16 protein-coding genes are annotated in these 19,357 nt (G+C 69.5%); 4 read left to right on the forward strand and 12 right to left on the reverse strand.

The window, feature by feature from the left end; genetic code table 11:
• Nucleotides 1-42: 42 nt before the first annotated feature.
• The 7 genes from cysN to V8J36_RS06610 all read right to left on the reverse strand — a co-directional run bounded on the left by cysN (nucleotide 43) and on the right by V8J36_RS06610 (nucleotide 8,409).
• Nucleotides 43-1,953, reverse strand: coding sequence for a sulfate adenylyltransferase subunit CysN (gene cysN, locus V8J36_RS06580; protein ID WP_336466481.1), 1,911 nt, complete (start codon nucleotides 1,951-1,953; stop codon nucleotides 43-45).
• Nucleotides 1,953-2,876, reverse strand: a complete 924-nt coding sequence (cysD, locus tag V8J36_RS06585; protein WP_336466482.1) for a sulfate adenylyltransferase subunit CysD — start codon at nucleotides 2,874-2,876, stop codon at nucleotides 1,953-1,955. The genes cysN and cysD overlap by 1 nt, the downstream gene beginning before the upstream one ends.
• Before the next feature lie 313 nt (nucleotides 2,877-3,189).
• Complete coding sequence (locus V8J36_RS06590) at nucleotides 3,190-4,137, reverse strand: DUF2927 domain-containing protein (protein WP_336466483.1); 948 nt, start codon at nucleotides 4,135-4,137, stop codon at nucleotides 3,190-3,192.
• A gap of 1 nt (nucleotide 4,138) precedes the next feature.
• Nucleotides 4,139-5,326 (reverse strand): toxic anion resistance protein, encoded by a 1,188-nt coding sequence (locus V8J36_RS06595; protein WP_336466484.1) that lies wholly within the window; start codon nucleotides 5,324-5,326, stop codon nucleotides 4,139-4,141.
• Between the two features lie 43 nt (nucleotides 5,327-5,369).
• Nucleotides 5,370-6,284, reverse strand: a complete 915-nt coding sequence (locus V8J36_RS06600) for a 5-bromo-4-chloroindolyl phosphate hydrolysis family protein (RefSeq protein WP_336466485.1) — start codon at nucleotides 6,282-6,284, stop codon at nucleotides 5,370-5,372.
• A complete protein-coding gene (locus V8J36_RS06605) occupies nucleotides 6,284-6,487 on the reverse strand; it encodes a hypothetical protein (RefSeq protein ID WP_336466486.1) in 204 nt (67 codons plus the stop codon). The genes V8J36_RS06600 and V8J36_RS06605 overlap by 1 nt, the downstream gene beginning before the upstream one ends.
• An 86-nt stretch (nucleotides 6,488-6,573) precedes the next feature.
• Nucleotides 6,574-8,409: a pseudouridine synthase gene (locus tag V8J36_RS06610; RefSeq protein WP_336466487.1), complete on the reverse strand. Its 1,836-nt coding sequence runs from the start codon at nucleotides 8,407-8,409 to the stop codon at nucleotides 6,574-6,576.
• 174 nt (nucleotides 8,410-8,583) lie between these two features.
• On the opposite strand from V8J36_RS06610, the gene V8J36_RS06615 reads away from it, so the two are divergent.
• Nucleotides 8,584-9,222 (forward strand): sulfotransferase family protein, encoded by a 639-nt coding sequence (locus tag V8J36_RS06615; protein ID WP_336466488.1) that lies wholly within the window; start codon nucleotides 8,584-8,586, stop codon nucleotides 9,220-9,222.
• A 5-nt stretch (nucleotides 9,223-9,227) separates the two neighbouring features.
• Here the strand turns inward: V8J36_RS06615 and V8J36_RS06620 are convergent, their stop codons facing one another.
• The 4 genes from V8J36_RS06620 to pepN form a co-directional block, all read right to left on the reverse strand.
• Nucleotides 9,228-9,902: an ABC transporter ATP-binding protein gene (locus V8J36_RS06620; RefSeq protein WP_336466489.1), complete on the reverse strand. Its 675-nt coding sequence runs from the start codon at nucleotides 9,900-9,902 to the stop codon at nucleotides 9,228-9,230.
• Nucleotides 9,895-11,199 (reverse strand): lipoprotein-releasing ABC transporter permease subunit, encoded by a 1,305-nt coding sequence (locus tag V8J36_RS06625; protein WP_336466490.1) that lies wholly within the window; start codon nucleotides 11,197-11,199, stop codon nucleotides 9,895-9,897. The genes V8J36_RS06620 and V8J36_RS06625 overlap by 8 nt, the downstream gene beginning before the upstream one ends.
• A gap of 130 nt (nucleotides 11,200-11,329) precedes the next feature.
• Nucleotides 11,330-12,208, reverse strand: coding sequence for a lysophospholipid acyltransferase family protein (locus V8J36_RS06630; protein ID WP_336466491.1), 879 nt, complete (start codon nucleotides 12,206-12,208; stop codon nucleotides 11,330-11,332).
• 103 nt (nucleotides 12,209-12,311) lie between these two features.
• On the reverse strand, nucleotides 12,312-14,909 hold the full coding sequence (pepN, locus tag V8J36_RS06635) for an aminopeptidase N (RefSeq protein WP_336466492.1): 2,598 nt from the start codon (nucleotides 14,907-14,909) through the stop codon (nucleotides 12,312-12,314).
• A 215-nt stretch (nucleotides 14,910-15,124) separates the two neighbouring features.
• Between pepN and V8J36_RS06640 the strand changes: the two genes are divergently transcribed.
• The gene (locus tag V8J36_RS06640; protein ID WP_336466493.1) at nucleotides 15,125-15,922 is read left to right on the forward strand and encodes a gamma-glutamyl-gamma-aminobutyrate hydrolase family protein; all 798 of its coding nucleotides are present in this window, start codon (nucleotides 15,125-15,127) and stop codon (nucleotides 15,920-15,922) included.
• 295 nt (nucleotides 15,923-16,217) lie between these two features.
• On the forward strand, nucleotides 16,218-16,787 hold the full coding sequence (locus tag V8J36_RS06645) for a manganese efflux pump MntP (protein ID WP_336466494.1): 570 nt from the start codon (nucleotides 16,218-16,220) through the stop codon (nucleotides 16,785-16,787).
• Nucleotides 16,788-16,858: 71 nt separating this feature from the next.
• Here the strand turns inward: V8J36_RS06645 and V8J36_RS06650 are convergent, their stop codons facing one another.
• The gene (locus V8J36_RS06650) at nucleotides 16,859-17,479 is read right to left on the reverse strand and encodes a transglycosylase SLT domain-containing protein (RefSeq protein WP_336466495.1); all 621 of its coding nucleotides are present in this window, start codon (nucleotides 17,477-17,479) and stop codon (nucleotides 16,859-16,861) included.
• Between the two features lie 260 nt (nucleotides 17,480-17,739).
• On the opposite strand from V8J36_RS06650, the gene gatB reads away from it, so the two are divergent.
• Nucleotides 17,740-19,251, forward strand: coding sequence for an Asp-tRNA(Asn)/Glu-tRNA(Gln) amidotransferase subunit GatB (gatB, locus tag V8J36_RS06655; RefSeq protein ID WP_336466496.1), 1,512 nt, complete (start codon nucleotides 17,740-17,742; stop codon nucleotides 19,249-19,251).
• The last annotated feature ends 106 nt before the right edge of the window (nucleotides 19,252-19,357 follow it).

Here is a 19,357-nt window from a genome sequence, read left to right on the forward strand (position 1 = left end):
AGGGCCCGGGGGGCAGCGCCCCCCGCCCCAGATCGCCCAACCTCAGCGCAGAAGCGCCTCGACGATCCGATCCGCCGCCTCTTCCGCCGTCATCTCGACGGTGTTCACGGTGATCTCCGCCGCCGCGGGTGCCTCATAGGGGCTGTCGATGCCGGTGAAGTTCTTCAGCTGCCCCGAGCGCGCCTTCTTGTAGAGCCCCTTCACGTCCCGCGCCTCGGCCACCGCCAGGGGCGTGTCGACGAAGACCTCGACGAACTCGCCCGCCGGCAGCAGGTCGCGCACCATCTGCCGCTCGGCCCGGAACGGCGAGATGAAGGCCGTCAGCACGATCAGCCCGGCGTCGCACATCAGCTTCGCCACCTCGCCCACCCGGCGGATGTTCTCGACCCGGTCGGCATCGGTGAAGCCCAGATCGCGGTTCAGCCCGTGACGGACGTTGTCGCCGTCGAGCAGGAACGAATGCTTGCCCAGCGCATAGAGCTTCTTCTCGACCAGGTTCGCGATCGTCGACTTGCCCGAGCCCGAAAGCCCGGTGAACCACACCAGCTTCGGCGTCTGGCCCTTCTGCGCGGCATGTGCGGCCCGGTCGATGTCGACCGCCTGCCAGTGGATGTTCTGCGACCGGCGCAGCGCGAAGTGGATCATGCCCGCCGCCACCGTGCGGTTGGTCATCCGGTCGATCAGGATGAAGCCGCCCAGATCGGGGTTGGTCGCATAGGCCTCGAACGGGATCGAGCGGTCGAGCGAGATGTTGCACACCCCGATCGAATTCAGCTTCAGCGTCGTCACCGCCAGATGTTCCAGCGTGTTGACGTTGACCTCGTATTTCGGCGCGGTGATCGTCGCCGTCACCGATTGCGCGCCGATCTGCAGGATGTAGGGACGGCCCGGCAGCATCTCGTCCTCGTCCATCCAGACGATGGTCGATTCGAACTGGTCGGCGACCTCGCAGGGGGCATCGGCCGTCACCAGCACGTCGCCGCGCGAGCAGTCGATCTCGTCGTTCAGCGTCAGCGTCACCGACTGGCCGGCCACCGCCTGCGGCAGCTCGCCATCATAGGTGACGACGGCCTTCACGGTCGAGGTCTTGCCCGAGGGCAGCACCCGCACCGCGTCGCCGGGCTTCACCTGCCCCGCGACGACCAGTCCGGCAAAGCCGCGGAAGTCGAGGTTCGGGCGGTTCACCCATTGCACCGGCATCCGGAACGGGCCTTCGGCCTTCTCCGTCTCGCCCAGCGGCGCCTCTTCCAGATGCGCCATCAGCGTCGGGCCCTTGTACCAGGCCATGTGCTCGGACGGCGTGACGATGTTGTCGCCCTTCAGCCCCGAGATCGGGATCGGGGTGAAGCTGTCGATGCCGATCGACGCGGCGAAGGCCGAGTAATCGGCCAGGATCTCGCGGAAGCGGGCCTGCGAATAGCCCACGAGGTCCATCTTGTTGATCGCCAGCACCACATTGCGGATGCCCAGCAGGTTCACCAGATAGCTGTGCCGCCGGGTCTGGGTCAGCACGCCCTGCCGCGCGTCGATCAGGATCACGGCCAGATCGGCGGTCGAGGCGCCGGTGACCATGTTGCGGGTGTACTGCTCGTGGCCGGGGGTGTCGGCGACGATGAACTTGCGCTTGTCGGTGGCGAAGAAGCGATAGGCCACGTCGATGGTGATGCCCTGCTCGCGCTCGGCCGCCAGACCGTCGACCAGCAGCGCGAAGTCGATCTCCTGACCTTGCGTGCCCACCGCCTTCGAGTCCTTCTCGAGGCTCGCGAGCTGGTCCTCGAAGATCATCTTCGAATCGTATAGCAGCCGGCCGATCAGCGTCGACTTGCCGTCATCGACGGACCCGCAGGTGATGAAGCGCAGCATGGTCTTGTGCTGGTGCTGCAGCAGGTAGGCGTCGATGTCCTCGGCGATCAGGCTGTCGGCGACGAACGAGGGATCCTTCGGGGTATTCATCAGAAGTAGCCCTCCTGCTTCTTCTTCTCCATCGAGGCGGCACTGTCGTGGTCGATCGCCCGTCCCTGCCGTTCAGAGGTGGTGGTCAGCAGCATCTCCTGGATCACTTCCGGCAGCGTGGCGGCGGCGGATTCGACCGCGCCGGTCAGCGGGTAGCAGCCCAGCGTCCGGAACCGGATCGAGCGCATCACCGGCTCTTCGCCCGCGCGCAGCGGGAAGCGCTCGTCGTCGACCATCAGGATCAGCCCGTCGCGCACCACCGTCGGGCGCGGTGCCGAGAAATACAGCGGCACGATCTCGATGCCCTCGAGATGGATGTATTGCCAGATGTCGAGCTCGGTCCAGTTCGACAGCGGGAAGACGCGGATCGACTCGCCCTTGGCCTTGCGCGCGTTGTAGAGCCGCCAAAGTTCCGGGCGCTGGTTCTTCGGGTCCCAGCGGTGCTGCGCGGTGCGGAACGAGAAGATCCGCTCTTTCGCGCGGGCCTTCTCCTCATCGCGACGCGCGCCGCCGAAGGCCGCGTCGAAGCCGTATTTGTCCAGCGCCTGCTTCAGACCGTCGGTCTTCCACATGTCGGTGTGCAGCGAGCCGTGGTCAAAGGGGTTGATGCCCTTCGCCTTGGCCTCGGGGTTCTGATAGACCAGCAGCTCCATGCCCGCATCCTTCGCGGCCTTGTCGCGCAGGTCGTACATCGCCTTGAACTTCCACGTGGTGTCCACGTGCAGAAGCGGGAACGGCGGCGGCGCCGGGTAGAAGGCCTTCTTCGCCAGATGCAGCATGCAGGCGCTGTCCTTGCCCACCGAATACAGCATCACCGGGTTCGAGGCCTGCGCCACGACCTCGCGCATGATGTGGATGCTCTCGGCTTCCAGACGCTGAAGATGCGTCAGACGCGCGGGGGAGATATCGGTGGGTGTCGCCATGTCGGAAGATACCTGTCCGTCCAGAAGGGATCGACGCGGCCCAGACCGCGCCTGAGTTGCTGCAATGGCACCGCATTCCGCGCGGGTCCAGTGCCTTGCACGACTTTACGCGGCCCGTCGCCAATGCCGCCGCGGACCCGTCAGTGGTTCCGCCCCGGATGCCGCAAACGCCCGTTGCGCCCATCCCCCGAACGCCGGAGCGCCGTTCCGTCCCGGCGCAGGCATCGCGGAGAAGATTTTTTTTCGCATCTTCCGCCGCCCGCGCCCGGATTTCCCCTGCGGCAGGCTGCGGTTCCGGGGGCTTGGCGGGCACTCAGCTCGGCGCGGCCAGCATCTCGGTGGCCATCTGCTGCACCAGCGGGCGCGCCTCGTCCGGCGTCATGCCCGGCGCCAGCCGCCGGTCGTAGAGCATCCGCAGCATCAGCTCGTCCATCCGCGTCAGCAGCGCGAATTCCTCGTCGTCGTTGAAGATCGAGGGCCGTGCCACCGGGCTGTCATTGGCCAGCCCCAGCCCCTGCGCCAGTTCCTCGTGGATGCAGGACAGGCGCATCAGGTCGGGATGCTCGCCGCGGATCACCGCCACCGCCCGGGTGTAGATCGGCGACGATCCGGTCGAATAGGCGAAGACAAGGCAGTAGGTCCCCGACCCCATCGTCAGGATCGAATTGCGCGAGGCCGCGTCGATGTTGGGGAACAGCGCGTCGAGCCGGGCGGCGTAGCCCAGCCGGTCGCCCTCGTTCAGCACCAGCACGGTGTAATTGGCGCTGTCGACGCTGCCCATCCGGATCGGCAGGCCCGAGATCCGCGACAGCCGCCGCGCATAGCCCGAGATCTCGGCGCTGTCGCGGACCCGCTGCGCCGCGGGCACGGTGGCGCCGTATTCGACCGCCATCGTCACCGGGCTTTCCCAGCGGCGCAGGCGGCTGGGCACCGCGCGGTGCACGAAGGACCCGCCCTGCGCCACGTATTCGTCCCAAAGCGCGATCTTCTCGAAATTCTCGGCCAGGATCCGGGCGTCGAAGGGCGTGTCGACCCCGCCGCCGTCCTGCCTGAGCAGCCCCTGCGACAGAAGCTGCGCCTGCACCTTCTCCAGCCGCGCCTTCATCGCAAGGCTCTCGGGCGACAGCGGCGGATCGGCGCGCGGACGCTCGGCCGGGCGCGCGGGCGGCACCGGCGTCTGTTCGATCCCGCCGGTCTGGCAGGCCGCAAGCAGCGCAATCAGGATCAGGGGATGAAATGCCCCGGGAACGCGCAGGCCCATGTCAGCGGTTTGCGCCTCCGTTCACGCGCCCGGCCGAGGGGCCGCGGGCGCGCGCCGAAGACAGCGCCTCGCGCAGCTCTCCCTCCATCTTCTGCAGCTCGCCCTCGGCGGCACGGCGGCGGGCCTTGCCCTCGTCGGCGATGCGCAGCGAATCCTCGATCGTCGCCACCAGCTCGGCATTGGCGGTCTGCACCGCGGTGATGTCGAAGATGCCGCGCTCCAGTTCGGTGCGCACCTGCTGGTTCGCCTGCCGCAGGTTCTTGGCATTGGCGGTCAGCAGCTCGTTCGTCAGGTCGGTCGCGGCCTTGACCGACCGCGCCGCGTCGCCCGAGCGCTGGATCGTCACCGCCTGCGCCAGCTGCGTCTCCCACAGCGGCACCGTGTTCACCAGCGTCGAGTTGATCTTGGTGACCAGCGCCTTGTCGTTCTCCTGCACCAGCCGGATCGAGGGCAGCGCCTGCATCGTCACCTGCCGCGTCAGCTTCAGGTCGTGCACCCGCCGTTCCAGATCGTCGCGGGCGGCGCGCAGGTCGCGCAGCACCTGCGCGGCCATCACCTTCTGGCCCTCGCTCGCCGCCGCCACCTCGGCCTCGCGCGCGGGGATGTCGCGGGCATCAACCTCGGCCAGCTTCGCCTCGCCCGCGGCGATGTAAAGGCCCAGCTCGCGGTAGAAGCCCAGCGTGCGGTCATAAAGCAGGTCGAGCGCCTTGATATCCTTCAGAAGCTTGTGCTCGTGCCCCAGCAGATCGTCGGTGATCCGGTCGATCTGGCCCTGCACCTCTTCGTAGCGGGCCACGAAGCGGGCGAAGGGCGCGGTGCGGCCCATCAGCTTCTCCCACCAGCTGCGCTCGCGGCGCACGTCGAGTTCGGCGACAGAGAAGCCGCGGATCGTGGTCACGATCTGGCGCAGGGTGGCGCCGGCCGGGCCCACGTCCTTGTTCTTCACATCGGCCAGCATCGACTGGCTGATCTCTTGCAATTCGGCCTGCGCGGTGCTGCCGAACTGCACGATCGAGCCCGCGTCGTTCAGGTCGATCTGCGCCATCGCCTCGCGGATGCGGCTGGCCTCTGATTCCGAGGCTTCCGAAAGCGTCGTCGGTGTCGAGGGAACCTCGGGCAGCTCGACCCTGGTCATGTCCTCGATCTCGGCCTTGGCGGCACGCGCGCCGTCACGGGTTCGGTCGGTCATGTCGGTGATTCCTGCTGTCGCGCCGGCCCGGGGGCCATGGCGGCTATTCCATCCCATCCCCGCGCCGGGCGGCAAGCCCCTCGCGCGAAAGACGTTCGCGAAGTACCTCGATCTCCACACCCAGATCCGCGCGGTCGTTGCCGATCAGCGCCTCGGTCCGGGCGGCGTAATCCGCCTCGAGATCGTCGAGAAGATCCATGTAGGCGGCGCGGGCGGCCCGGTCCTCGCCGCCGCGCAGGATCTGCACCAGTTTCTCGGTCGCGTCGGCCGCGCCCTGCAGATAGACGCCCAGATAGCGCCGGGCGGCGGTCAGGTCGCGCGGGTCCTCGGCCACCCGGGCGAACATCGCGCGGGCGGTGTCGTGGAACCCGGCGACCCGGCGGGTCAGCGTCCGGTCGCCCAGATCGGCCACCGCGCGGGTCATCCGCGCCAGGTGCCGCTCGGCCTCGTCCAGCGCCCGCGCCACCCGGTCGTGCTGGAAGGCGTCGATGCCCTCGGGGCGGCGGTCGCGCAGCGGGTCCATGCCGAAGGCCACGGCATGCAGCACCATCGCGATCGCCCCCAGCAGCAGGCCCCCGGCCACCGCGCCGGCTTCGGCCTCGCCCGCCAGCGCGCCGTCGGGCAGCGCCGCCAGCGCGACGCCGATCCCGGTCGCGGCCAAGCCGAACAGCTTGCGCGGGATCGCCGGGCGGCGCGCGACGGCCTGCGCATTGAACGCGGCCTCGGCCTTGACCCCTTCCGAGGTCAGCCAGGCCCCGCCCCAAAGCGCGGCCAGCGCCAGCAGATCGCCCGCCAGATCCAGCGCCCCGCCCGAAAACGCGCGGAACACCAGCGGCAGCGGCGCGAGGAACAGCAGGTTGCGCCGGGCCCGCATCGGCTCGGGCGCGCGGGTGCGCAGCTTGGAGCCGCGCGGCGCACGGGCGCCGGGCGAATGCGGCCCGCCGAAGCGTTCGGCCATCAGAGCCCCTCCAGCCAGCCGGCAGAGGTGGCCGCGATCACCAGAAACAGCGCCGCGAAGGCCAGCCGGGCGGCGGTGCCGTCCTGCCCGGCCTTGACCGGCAGCGGATCGCCGTCGCGCGCAGGCATCACCCGCGCGGCCAGCCAGCGCAGCGCCAGCACCACCGCGCCCAGCAGCGCCGCAAGGATCAGAAGCCTTTGCATCGGTTACTCTCGGTTCGCGTCATGCCCTCAGACATAGGAGATGGGTCGCGCCCCTGCCAGCGGCAATGCCCCGGCCCGAACCGGGATCAGCGCGGGCTGCGCGGACCCCTGCCGGGCGGGCCGCCCTGCGGACGGTCGCCGCGCGGCTTGCCGAAGGGCTTGCCGCCCGGCCCGCCCGCGGTCTTTCCACCCGGGCCACCGGCGGGCCGACCTGCGGGCTTGCCGAAGCTCTTGCCCACGGGGCGCTCGCCCGGCGGTTTGCCATAGCTGCGCGCGGGGCCCTCGCCGCTGCCCGCGGGCCGCGGCTTGCCGAAGCCCCCGCCCTGCGGACGGTCGCCGAAGCTGCGGGCCGGGCGTTCGCCGCGCGGGCCGTCGGCATGGCTCTTGAAGCCCTCGGCGCGGGATTTGCCCGCCGGGCCACCATGCGACTTGAAGCCCGAGCTGCGCGGGCCGTCCGCGCTGCGCGGCTTGCCCTTGAAGCCCTCGCCACGGGGGGCAGAGGCAAAGCCCTCGCGCCGCGGTCGCTCGCCGGTCGCGCCCTCTTCGCGCGGCGGACGCGGACCCTTGTGGCGCGGCTTGCGCGCCCCCTCGTCAGCCCCGGCCTCGGGACGCGGGGCGCGGTTGAACGGGCGGTCGCCCTCGGGGCGCGGACCGCGCGAGAAGGGACGGTCGCCCTCGGGCCGCGGGCTCTTCGAGAAGGGGCGGTCGCCGGTCGGGAGCGGGCCCTTGCCGAAGGGGCGGTCGCCTTCGGCGCGGGGGCCTTTCGAGAACGGGCGATCCCCGGTCGGACGCGGGCCCTTGTTGAACGGACGATCCCCGTCGGCCCGCGGGCCCTTGCTGTAGGGGCGATCCCCATCGGCGCGCGGGCCCTTGTTGAACGGACGGTCGCCATCCGCCCGCGGGCCCTTGCTGTAGGGACGATCCCCATCGGCACGCGGCCCCTTCGAGAACGGACGGTCGCCATCAGGACGCGGACCGCGGCTGAACGGGCGATCGCCGTCAGGGCGCGGCCCCTTGCTGAAGGGGCGGTCGCCGTCGGGACGCGGGCCGCGCTCGAAGCCGCGCTCGCCCGAGCGGTCGCGGTTGCGATAGCTCTCGGCCGGCTCTGCGCGGTTGCGCTGGTCGTAGTTGCGCGGGCCGCCGCCTTCGCGCGAGATGCGCGAGGGACGCTCGACATGATCCTCGTTGCCCGGCAGCAGCGCACCCAGCTGGTCGCGCATGACCTTGGCCTTCACCTCGGTGATGTCGCCGGCCTTCATCTCGTTCAGGCGGAACGGGCCGTAGCTCACCCGGATCAGGCGGTTCACGGTCAGGCCCACGGCGGCCATCGCGCGGCGGATCTCGCGGTTGCGGCCCTCGCGGATGCCGACGGTCAGCCAGGCGTTCGCGCCCTGCTGGCGGTCAAGCACCACCTCCATCGGCTGGAAGTCCTCGCCCTCGATCGTGATGCCCCGGCGCAGCGGGTCGAAGGTCAGGTCGTTGGGCTGACCGTTCACGCGCACGCGGTATTTGCGCAGCCAGCCGGTTTCCGGCAGCTCGAGCCGGCGTTTCAGCTCGCCGTCGTTGGTCAGCAGCAGCAGCCCCTCGGAATTGAGGTCGAGCCGGCCCACCGACATCACCCGCGGCATGCCCTCGGGCATGGTGTCGAAGATGGTCTGGCGGCCCTTTTCATCCTTCTCGGACACCACGAGGCCCAGCGGCTTGTAGTAAAGCCACAGGCGCGTCGGCTGCTTCTCGTCGATGGCGCGGCCGTCCAGCGTGATGCGGTCGCCGGGCGCCACGTCCAGCGCGGGGCTCGCGATCTTCTTGCCGTTCACCGCGACGCGGCCCTCAAGGATCATGCGCTCGGCATCGCGGCGCGAGGCGACGCCGGCACGGGCCATCACCTTGGCAATACGGTCGTTGGCGTTGGAATCGGTCATGTCTGTCCTCGAGATCACTGGCGACATCGCGTCGCGGAAGCCCGCAGGAATACAGCAAAGCCCCCGCGCTTGAAAGGGGGAGCACATCGCGGGCGACATGCACCTTTTGCGAAACTTGACGCAGCGTCAGCGCGGACCGATTGTCGTCTGCAGGGAAAAGGTCGGGGGGACGGCATGACACTCAGGGTAATCGGCTCCGGCTTCGGCCGGACGGGAACGCGCTCGCTCAAGGAAGCGCTGGAAATCCTCGGTTTCGGGCCCTGCCACCACATGGAGGAGGTCTTCGCGAACCCCGCCCAGGTGCAGGGCTGGGTGGACGCGCTGTCCGGCCGGCCGACCGACTGGCCTGCGCTGTACGCCGGCTACGCCGCGCAGGTCGACTGGCCCGGCGCCCATGTCTGGCGGCAGGCCGCGGCGGCCTTTCCGCAGGCGAAGGTGATCCACAGCCAGCGCCCCGACGACAGCTGGTGGCGCAGCTTCTCGGCGACGATCGGCAAGGTGCTGCGGATCTCGGACAGCCTGCCCCTGCCCCCGCATATCCGCCAGATGTTCAACGCTGCCCTTCCGGCGATCGGCGAGGGCACCTTCGGCACCCGCACCCCCGACCGCGACACCGCGCTGGCCGCCTATCACCGCCGCCGCGAAGAGGTGCTGGCGGCGCTGCCGCATGACCGCGTGCTGGTCTTCGACGTGGCCGAGGGCTGGGGGCCGCTCTGCGAGTTCCTGAAGGTGCCGGTGCCCGACACGCCCTTCCCGCATCTGAACGAGCGCGAGGCGTTCTGGGCCAACTTCGGGGGCGAGCCGCCCGGCTGAGCCTGTTAGAGGATCCGCCCCTCTTCCAGCCGCACGGTGCGGTCCATCCGCGCCGCAAGCTCGAGGTTGTGGGTCGCGATCAGCGCCGACATGCCGGTCGCGCGCACGAGGTCCATCAGCGCGCCGAACACCACGTCCGAGGTGCCGGGGTCGAGGTTCCCGGTCGGCTCGTCCGCCAGAAGCAGCGCCGGCGCATTCGCCAGCGCCCGGCAGAAGGCCACGCGCTGCTGCTCGCCCCCCGACAGCGCCGCGGGCCGGTGATCGGCGCGCGGGCCAAGGCCGACGCGGGTCAGCAATTCGCGCGCCCGCGCCTCGGCGGCCTTCGGACCCGTGCCATTCGCCAGCTGCGGCAGCACGATGTTCTCGAGCGCAGTGAACTCGGGCAGCAGGTGGTGGAACTGGTAGACGAAGCCCAGCGCCTCGCGCCGCAGCCGCGTGCGGGCGCGGTCCCCCGCCCCGGCCATCGCCTGCCCGGTGATGCGCACGTCGCCCGCATCGGGCGTGTCGAGAAGCCCCGCGATGTGCAGCAGCGTCGACTTGCCAGAGCCCGAGGGCGCGACCAGTGCCACCACCTCGCCCGCGGCGATGGTCAGGTCCGCCCCGCGCAGCACCGCCACTTCCGAGGGCAGGCCGCGGTTGTAGATCTTCTCGATCCCCTGAAGCGAGAGCACGTCACTCATAGCGCAGGGCCTCCACCGGGTTCATCCGCGCGGCGCGGCGGGCGGGCAGGATGGTGACGACGAAGCTCAGCACCAGCGACAGGCCCGCGGCCTTGCACACGTCCCAAAGCTGCAGCTTGGCCGGCAGGTTGTAGATGCCGCGGATCGACGGGTCCCAGACCCCGCCCCCGGCGACGAAGTTCACGAAGCTGAAGATCGGGTCGATCCAGAGCGCGAACAGGCAGCCAAGGATCACCCCCATCACCGTGCCGATCACGCCGGTGAACGCCCCGCACAGGAAGAACACCCGCAGGACCGAACCTTCGGTCAGTCCCATCGTGCGCAGGATGCCGATGTCGCGGCCCTTGTTCTTCACCAGCATGATCAGACCGCTCGTGATGTTCATCGCCGCGATCAGCACGAGGATCGACAGGATGATGAACATCACGTTGTCCTCGACATCCAGCGCCCGCAGGAACGAGCCCGAGGAATCGCGCCAGGTCCACAGATAGACCTGCTGCCCTGCCGCCAGCGCGATCGGGCCCGACAGGTCGTCCACATGCTCGGGATCCTCGGTCATCACCTCGATCTCGTCGGCGACGCCCTCGCGGTTGAAGAAGCTCTGCGCCTCGGCGAAGGGCAGGTAGATCCGCGTGCGGTCGATGTCATAGCGCCCGGCGGTGAAGATGTAGACGACCTGATAGGCATTGGCGCGCGGGCTGGTGCCGAAGGCGGTGCGCACGCCGTTGGGCTGGATCAGCCGCACCCGGTCGCCGACATTGACCCCAAGCTCGCGCGCGAGGCCCGAGCCGATGGCGATGCCGCCGCCCTCGACCGCGCCGAAGTCCTTCAGCTCGCCCCAGGAGGCATCCGGGTGCTGGCCGATGCGCGGGATCTGCGCCAGATCCTCAGAGGTGATCCCGAAGACCTCGGCCCCCACCGCCTGCTCGCCGAAGCTCGCCATCACCTGACCGCGGATCAGCGGCGCGGCAGAGGTGACGCCCGGAACCTTGGCCACCTTCTCTGCCACCGCCTGATAATCCGGCATGGTGCGGATCGTGGCGCCATTCTCCAGCGTCTGCGGCGCGGCATAGACGGTGACATGGGCATTCGCGCCCAGGATCGTGTCGACGAACTCGGCCCGGAAGCCCGCGCGCACCGACAGCGTCGCGATCAGCGCGAAGACCGCCAGCGTGATGCCGACAAGGCTGATCCAGGTCATCACCGACACTCCGCCCTCGGCGCGGCGGGCGCGCAGGTAGCGCCAGGCGATCAGGAATTCGAAGCGCGAGAAGGGGGCGGTCGGGCGACCTGTCATGCTGGCTCCGCGTCAGGGGGCAAAACGCGCGCACCGTGGCGTCGGGGCGCGGGAAGGTCAAGGCAGGCCCCGGCCCGGCCCGCGCACGGTGGCGCGAGCAGAGGGGGCGCGTGTGAGAGCAGGGTAGCGATCAGCCGATCGCGGGGCGCCCGCGGCGGGCCAGCAGCTTGCGGCTGACCTCGACCATCGAGATGCCGGGCCGGTCGATCTCGCCCAGCGCCAGCGTCTCGCGCTTGAGCATCTCGATCCCGTCGGCCGAGGTCTCGGGCAGCCGTTCCGGCATGATCGGGCGGCCGATGTTCACCCGGTAGGGCTGGCGGGCCTTGTTCAGCATCTCGTGGAACAGGGTGATGTCGCGCAGCGTCGGGTGGATCATGTCGAAGAGGTAGAACAGGATCGAGTTGCGCGCCCGGATGTTCAGCGGGATCACCGGCAGGTTGTTCTTGCGCGCGATCATCGCGGCCGAGGGCATCCATTCGCGCTCGTAAAGCCTCAGGCCCCGGCGCTTGGCGAGCCGCCCCGAGGGGAAGATGACGCCCAGCCGTCCCTTCTCGATCGCCTCGCGGGTCAGGGTCATCGTCTCGCGGGTCTTGGTCAGGGTGCGCTTCTCCTGCCGCCATTCGACCGGCAGGATCAGGCTTTCCATCTGCGGCAGGATCCGCAGGATGTCGCTGTTGGCATAGATGAACAGGTCCGGGCGGATCTGGCTCAGGATGTGCCACAGGATGATGCCGTCGGCGATGCCGGTGGGATGGTTCGCCACGATCAGCGCCGGGCCGTTCCGGGGAATGTTCTCAAGCCCCGAGACCTGCAGATCCTTGGCGATCACCTCGGCCACGGTGCCCATGATCACCTCGGTCGGCGAGAACTCGACCTTGCGGCCGATCGCCAGCGTCTTCGGATACCCCAGAAGCGAGGTCAGGACGCGCTGCGCAAGCTCGTGATGCGGCTTGCCGGTGAACAGCCACGGCGCGCGCTCTGCGATCAGCGGGTCGATCTTGTCTTTCATGGCGCACTCCGAACACGAGGTGACAACAGCATTATGACAAGCGGGTTCCCGCTGCCAGTCACTTGCGATGCCGCATCCTGCATCGGCAGGGTTTCGCAGGCGCTCAATCGCTGCCCGCCGCACGAATCCGGCCCACCATCTCGGCGGTGTCGCGGCTGAGCCCCGGCGCCGCCGCGATCCGCGCCAGCGCCTCGGACGCCTGCCCGCGGCGGTCGGCATCATAGCGGGTCCAGGTCTCGAAGGCCGTCGACATCCGCGCCGCGGTCTGCGGGTTCAGCGCATCCAGCCGGATCAGCCAGTCCGCAAGGAAGCGGTAGCCCGCGCCGTTAGCGGCATGGAAGCCCGCGTGGTTGGCGGTCAGCCCGCCGATCAGGCTGCGGAAGCGGTTCGGGTTCTTCCAGTCGAAATCGGCGTGCTTCGCCAGCCGCTCTGCCACCGCCACCGCGGCCCCGGGCGCTGCGTGCATCGGCTGGATCAGGAACCACTTGTCGATCACCTGCCGGTTCCCGGCCCAACGGTCGTGGAAATGCTGAAGCTCGACCGCGCCCCGCCCGGCCTCGAGCAGGCAGGACAGCGAGCCGAGGCTTTCGGTCATCGTCCGCGCGGCCGCATGGATCCGCGCGGCCTCGGCCCCGTGGTCGAGCCGGCTCAGCAGCGCGAGCAACCCCATGCGCAGTGCGCGCTTGCCGCCCTGCTCGGCATCCGGGCGGAAGTCGCCGGTCACCGCCAGATCGGCGATCATCGTCCCCAGCCGCGGCGACAGCCGTTCGGCCAGCGCCACCGCCAGCGCCTCGCGCGCGGCACGGATCGCGTCGGGATCGGGGGTGCGGCCCGCGTCGTGCAGCGCCTGCGCCAGATCTTCCTCGCCCGGCAGCCGCAGGCAGAGCGCGCGGAACTGCGGGTCGAGCGTCGCATCCGTCGCCACCGCCTCGAGCCCCGCCAGAAGCCCGGCCGAAGGCGCCGCGCCATCGGCCACCATCCGCACCAGCACCTCGCGCGCCAGCGCCCGGCCCGCCTCCCAGCGGTTGAAGGGATCGGTGTCATGGGCCAGCAGGAAGGCGCGTTCGCCCTCGCTCACCTGCCGGTCGAGCACAACGGGCGCCGAGAAGCCGCGCAGGATCGAGGGCACCGGCCGCGCCGAAAGCCCGTCGAAGCGGAAGCTCTGCGTCGTCTCGGTCATCTCGAGCACGCGGGTCGGCAGCACCTCGTCGCCATTGGGGTTCAGAAGGCCGACGGCGATCGGGATCACCCGCGGCGGCTTGCGGTCCTGCCCCGGCGTCGGCTTCGTGTTCTGCGTGAAAGTCAGCGTGTAAGTGCCTGCGTCATAAACCTCTTCCACGCTCAGCCGCGGCGTGCCGGCATCGGTGTACCAGCGCTTGAACTGCGACATGTCGCGCCCGGTCGCATCCTCGAAGACCTGCAGCCAATCCTCGATCGTCGCGGCATCGCCATCGTGCCGTTCGAAATACAGGTCCAGCGCGCGGCGATAGCCGTCGTCGCCCACCAGCCGCTTGAGCATGCCGATCACCTCGGCGCCCTTTTCATAGACGGTGGCGGTGTAGAAGTTGTTGATCTCGATATAGCTGTCGGGCCGGACCGGATGCGCGAGCGGCCCCATGTCCTCGCGGAACTGGCGGGCGCGCAGGGTCAGCACGTCGTCGATCCGCTTCACCGGGGCCGAGCGCATGTCGGCGGTGAACTGCTGGTCGCGGAAGACGGTCAGCCCTTCCTTCAGGCACAGCTGGAACCAGTCGCGGCAGGTGATCCGGTTGCCGGTCCAGTTGTGGAAGTATTCGTGGGCGATGATCCCCTCGATACGTTCGAAATCCATATCCGTGGCGGTCTCGGGCGAAGCGAGAACCCATTTCGAGTTGAAAATGTTCAACCCCTTGTTCTCCATCGCCCCCATGTTGAAATCGTCCACGGCGACGATGTTGAACACGTCCAGATCGTATTCCCGGCCATAGACCCGCTCGTCCCAGTCCATCGAGCGGATCAGAGCCTCCATCGCATAGGCGCAGCGGTCGATGTCGGCCGGGCGCACCCAGATGTTCAGCGCCACCGCCCGGCCCGAGGCGGTGGTGAAGGCGCCGGGATGCGCCTTCAGATCGCCCGCGACCAGCGCGAAGAGATAGGCGGGCTTCGGCCAGGGATCGACCCATTCCGCCCAGCCGGGTCCCGAGGCGACCGGGTTGCCGTTCGACAGCAGCACGGGCTTGTCGCTTTCGATCCGCACCTTGAAGGGTGCCATCACGTCAGGGCGGTCGGGGTAGTAGGTGATCTTGCGGAAGCCCTCGGCCTCGCACTGGGTGCAGTAGATGCCCCCGGACATATAGAGGCCTTCCAGCGCCGTGTTGCCCTCGGGGTCGATCTCGACCTCGGCCTCCCAGAGGAAGCCCGCGGCGGGCAGCAACGCCTGCGGCACCGTCAGCCCCGCGGGGGTCACCGGCACGCGGGCCGGGTCCAGCCCCACCCCGTCGATCGCCAGCGACCGGATCGCCAGCCGCTCGCCGTCCAGCACCAGATCGCCGCCGGCCTGCGCGCCCGCGGCGGGGTTCGGCTCGAACCGGATCCGCGACAGCACCCGCGTCGTCTTCGGCGCAAGGCGGAAGGTCAGCTCGACCTGCGCGATCCGCCACGGATAGGGGCGGTAATCGGCAAGGCGGGTGGCGGCATGGGCGGGGGCGCTGTCGGCCGGCATGGCGAAGTCCTTCGGTCTGCGCCGGGCTTGGACCCGGCCCGCCAAGGGTAGGCGCGCGCGCGGCCCGCTTCAACTCCGGCCCGGCGGCAGCGGGTCTGCCCAGAAAAGCGGCCTCTGCCGAGATGCGCGGCACTCTGTGCGTCCGGGGCCTTTCTCTGCGCGAGCGCAGCCCATATCTTCCCCCCATGCGACATCTTGCGAACGAGGAGGCGGCGATGTCCCGCGGCCAGTCCAGGCGGCCCGTCATCGGGATCATCAGCAACGCCACGGTGCTGAACGACACCTACCCGGCCCATACCGGCGGGGTGATGAATTCCACCGCGATCGCGACGGTGGCCGGTGGCCTGCCGATGCTGATCCCCTCGGACCCGCGGCTGGTCTCGGTCGAGGAATTGCTCGAGATCTGCGACGGCTTCCTGCTGACCGGCGGCCGGCCGAACGTCCACCCGTCCGAATACGGCGAGGAAGAAACCGAGGCGCATGGCACCTTCGACCGCTCGCGCGATGCGATCACCCTGCCCCTGATCCGCGCCTGCGTCGAGCGGGGCCAGCCCTTCCTCGGCGTCTGCCGCGGCTTTCAGGAGGTGAACGTGGCGATGGGCGGCACGCTCTACCCCGAGATCCGCGACCTTCCGGGCCGGATGAACCACCGGATGCCGCCCGACGGCACCATCGAAGAGAAATTCGCCCTGCGCCATGTCGTCAGCTTCACCGACGGCGGGCCGTTCCACCGGCTGATGGGGGCGCGCGAGGTGATGACCAACACCCTGCATGGGCAGGGGATCAAGGCGGCGGGCAGCCGGATCGTCATCGACGGGCTTGCCCCCGACGGCACGCCCGAGGCGATCTATGTGAAGGACGCGCCGGGGTTCACCCTGTCGGTGCAGTGGCACCCCGAGTGGAATGCCGCGAGCGACCCGGTCTCGCGCCCGCTGTTCGAGGCCTTCGGTGAGGCCGCCCGCGCCTGGGCCGAGTGCCCCGGCCGCGCCGCGGCGCAACGGCTTTCGGCCTGAGGTGAGGCTGCGTTCCAGAGTTGCGCCCGAAGTTGCGACTGAGACGCAGAAACACAAGCACCTGCAAAGATTGACAAATTTCCGAATCCCAGTCACAAGCCGGGCCATCGGGGAGTAGCGACCGGCCGGGATCTTCCGGGCCGGGGGCGCGTCAACACCGTCGCGGGGTTCGGCCCTGCGTGGCGCGTCCAGCCGGGCAACCGGCCTTGCGAGACCGTGGCGTTTTTCGAGCCTCCCGATCCCGGGCCGGGGGCCGCCATGCGTCTGCTCCCCTGCCCGGGGCCGGAGAGATCCCATGTCCCCGATCGCCATCGGCGTGCTTGCCATCGGCATGTCCATCGACGCCCTCATCGCCTCGCTCGGCCGCGGTGCCCGCGCGACGGGGCGCCCCAACCTTGGCGCGGCGCTGCGCACCGGCGCCGTCTTCGGCGCGGTCGAGGCGGTGACACCGCTGATCGGCTGGGCGCTTGGTGTGGCCGCGGCGGGCTTCGTGAAATCGGTCGACCACTGGATCGCCTTCGGCCTTCTTGCCGCGGTCGGCGGCAAGATGCTGGCCGATGCGCTGTCGCGCGGCGGCTCCGAGGCCGAGGAGGCCACGCCTGCGAACGGGCTGATGGCGCTGCTGGCCACCGCGATCGGCACCTCGATCGATGCCGCGGCAGTGGGCGTGTCGCTGGCCTTCCTCGAGGTGAACATCTGGATCGTCGCCGCCGCGATCGGACTTGCCACGATGCTGATGTCGACGACGGGGATGCTGGCGGGCCGGGTGCTTGGCCGTCGCTTCGGCCGCTGGGCCGAGGGCGCGGGCGGGCTCGCGCTGGTCGGCCTCGGCCTCGGGATCCTGATCGAGCATCTGGCGGCCTGAGGCCGCCGCCGCCCTCCCGAAACGACAACGCGCCCCGGTGGGGCGCGTTCAGCAATCACGAAATGCCGGTGTCAGGCGCGGGCGCCGGGCTTGACGCAGTAGCTCTGCTTCGAGGTCCAGGCGGCCATCGCGCTGACCTTCGCGGACGAGCGCATCGGCGCCCAGTCGCGGGCGAGGCCTTCCCAGCCCGGCGCGCCGCTTTCGACGATGGCGTTGTCGCGCGGCACCTGCCGGGCGGCGATCTTCACCGCGCAGCTGACGTTGGCCGCGCCGTCCTTCAGCCCCGAGGACGAGGTCGCGTCGCAGGAATAGGCGCGTGCCGTCGAGGGCGCGATCTGCAGCAGCCCGACCCAGGCCCCGCCACCGCCCGAGGCCTTCGGGTTCCAGGTGCTTTCATACTGCGCCAGCGCCGAGAACAGGCCCGACCAGAAGGCCTGCCGCTCTTCCAGCGAGGCCTCGGCATAGTTCGGGCAGAACCGCTCGATGTCATGGGGGACGGTGGTCGCCAGCACCGCGCCGTCGGTCGCCATCGCGCTGATCGCCGCCTTCGTCCAGTCCGCCGCTTCGGGACGATGATCCCAGCGCATCGCCGGAGCCTCGTCGAAGGATCCGCCGGACTGAACGCACCCGGACAGGGCGGCCGCGGCGACGATCATGGCGGGGGCGGTGAGGCAGGCGAGGGACTGTCGCATCGGTTCCGGGGCGTGGCACCGGACCCTTTGCCCGGCCGCCGGGTTCTGACCGTCAGGGGAGATTCTGACAATTCGCGAAAAATCGCCTAGGCGGATCCTCGCGACTCAGGCGGATTCTTGCCGGTTTCCGTCATCGGGCGTCGCGAAGCGTTCATCAGATCGAAAGGTCTGACTGCGTTGCCCTTGCGCCACATGCCCCGCGCCTTGCCTCACGCGGGCGCGCGCCGTAAGAGGGCGGGAACGACGAAAGCGAGGCCCCGATGCTCGATCTGACCTACACCGCCCCCACCCCGAAGGTGATCTCCGGCGCCAAGGAAGACTGGGAGCTGGTGATCGGACTCGAGGTCCATGCGCAGGTCGCCTCGCAGGCCAAGCTGTTCTCGGGCGCCTCGACCGCCTTCGGCGCGGAGCCCAACGCCAACGTCGCCTTCGTCGACGCGGCGATGCCGGGCATGCTGCCGGTCATCAACGAATTCTGCGTGGCGCAGGCGGTGCGCACCGGGCTTGGCCTGAAGGCGGGGATAAACCTGCGCTCGGCCTTCGACCGCAAGAACTACTTCTACCCGGACCTGCCGCAGGGCTACCAGATCAGCCAGCTCTACCACCCGATCGTGGGCGAGGGCGAAGTGCTGGTCGAAATGGGCCCCGGCGTCGCGCGCCGGGTGCGGATCGAGCGCATCCATCTGGAACAGGACGCCGGCAAGTCGATCCACGACATGGACCCGGCGATGAGCTTCGTCGACCTCAACCGCACCGGCGTCGCGCTGATGGAGATCGTCAGCCGCCCCGACATCCGCGGGCCGGAAGAGGCCGCGGCCTATGTCGCGAAGATCCGCCAGATCATGCGCTATCTCGGCACCTGCGACGGCAACATGCAGAACGGCAACCTGCGCGCCGACGTCAACGTCTCGGTCTGCCGCCCCGGCCAGTATGAGAAGTGGCTGGCCGACGGCGACTTTGGTCACCTCGGCACGCGGTGCGAGATCAAGAACATGAACTCGCTGCGCTTCATCCAGGCCGCGATCGAGTACGAGGCCCGCCGCCAGATCGCCATCGTCGAGGACGGCGGCACGATCGTGCAGGAAACCCGCCTTTACGACCCCGACAAGGGCGAGACGCGCTCGATGCGCTCGAAGGAAGAGGCGCATGACTACCGCTACTTCCCCTGCCCCGACCTGCTGCCGCTGGAAATCGAGCAGGGCTGGGTCGACGACATCGCCGCGACCATGCCCGAGCTGCCCGATGCGCGGAAGGCGCGCTACATGGGCGACTTCGGCCTGACCGACTATGACGCGAGCGTGCTGACCGCCGAGCGCGAGAACGCCGCCTTCTTCGAGGCCGTGGCCGAGGGCCGCGACGGCAAGCAGGCCGCGAACTGGGTGATCAACGAGCTGTTCGGGCGGCTGAACAAGGAAGGCCTCTCGATCGAGACCTCGCCGCTGTCGGCCGCGCAGCTGGGCGGCATCCTCGACCTGATCGCCAAAGGCGACATCTCGGGCAAGATGGCCAAGGACCTGTTCGAGATCCTGTGGACCGAGGGCGGCGATCCGGCCGAGGTCGCGGCCGCGCGCGGCATGAAGCAGGTGACCGATACCGGCGCGATCGAGGCGATGGTGGACGAGATCATCGCCGCGAACCCCGCGCAGGTCGAGAAGGCCAAGCAGAACCCGAAGCTTGCCGGCTGGTTCACCGGACAGGTGCTGAAGGCCTCGGGCGGCAAGGCGAACCCGGCCGCCGTGCAGGAGATCGTCTCGGCCAAGCTGGGGCTCTGAGCGCCGCGCCGCCCCCCTCACGGGGGCGCGCGCCGACGTGTCTTGCCTTTCGCCCCGCGGACGGGCGACAAACGGGCCAAAGCACCGCAAGGGCCCTGCGCGGGAG

Source organism: Frigidibacter sp. MR17.14, assembly GCF_037095735.1.
Taxonomy (GTDB): domain Bacteria; phylum Pseudomonadota; class Alphaproteobacteria; order Rhodobacterales; family Rhodobacteraceae; genus Frigidibacter.

Coding starts and splice junctions, on each gene's coding strand:
- V8J36_RS06630 (WP_336466491.1), bottom strand. CDS start 12,208: ATGAAAGACAAGATCGACCCGCTGATCGCAGAGCGCGCGCCGTGGCTG.
- V8J36_RS06625 (WP_336466490.1), bottom strand. CDS start 11,199: ATGACAGGTCGCCCGACCGCCCCCTTCTCGCGCTTCGAATTCCTGATC.
- gatB (WP_336466496.1), top strand. CDS start 17,740: ATGCTCGATCTGACCTACACCGCCCCCACCCCGAAGGTGATCTCCGGC.
- V8J36_RS06610 (WP_336466487.1), bottom strand. CDS start 8,409: ATGACCGATTCCAACGCCAACGACCGTATTGCCAAGGTGATGGCCCGT.
- V8J36_RS06615 (WP_336466488.1), top strand. CDS start 8,584: ATGACACTCAGGGTAATCGGCTCCGGCTTCGGCCGGACGGGAACGCGC.
- V8J36_RS06600 (WP_336466485.1), bottom strand. CDS start 6,284: ATGGCCGAACGCTTCGGCGGGCCGCATTCGCCCGGCGCCCGTGCGCCG.
- V8J36_RS06620 (WP_336466489.1), bottom strand. CDS start 9,902: ATGAGTGACGTGCTCTCGCTTCAGGGGATCGAGAAGATCTACAACCGC.
- pepN (WP_336466492.1), bottom strand. CDS start 14,909: ATGCCGGCCGACAGCGCCCCCGCCCATGCCGCCACCCGCCTTGCCGAT.
- V8J36_RS06605 (WP_336466486.1), bottom strand. CDS start 6,487: ATGCAAAGGCTTCTGATCCTTGCGGCGCTGCTGGGCGCGGTGGTGCTG.
- cysD (WP_336466482.1), bottom strand. CDS start 2,876: ATGGCGACACCCACCGATATCTCCCCCGCGCGTCTGACGCATCTTCAG.
- V8J36_RS06595 (WP_336466484.1), bottom strand. CDS start 5,326: ATGACCGACCGAACCCGTGACGGCGCGCGTGCCGCCAAGGCCGAGATC.
- cysN (WP_336466481.1), bottom strand. CDS start 1,953: ATGAATACCCCGAAGGATCCCTCGTTCGTCGCCGACAGCCTGATCGCC.
- V8J36_RS06645 (WP_336466494.1), top strand. CDS start 16,218: ATGTCCCCGATCGCCATCGGCGTGCTTGCCATCGGCATGTCCATCGAC.
- V8J36_RS06590 (WP_336466483.1), bottom strand. CDS start 4,137: ATGGGCCTGCGCGTTCCCGGGGCATTTCATCCCCTGATCCTGATTGCG.
- V8J36_RS06640 (WP_336466493.1), top strand. CDS start 15,125: ATGTCCCGCGGCCAGTCCAGGCGGCCCGTCATCGGGATCATCAGCAAC.
- V8J36_RS06650 (WP_336466495.1), bottom strand. CDS start 17,479: ATGCGACAGTCCCTCGCCTGCCTCACCGCCCCCGCCATGATCGTCGCC.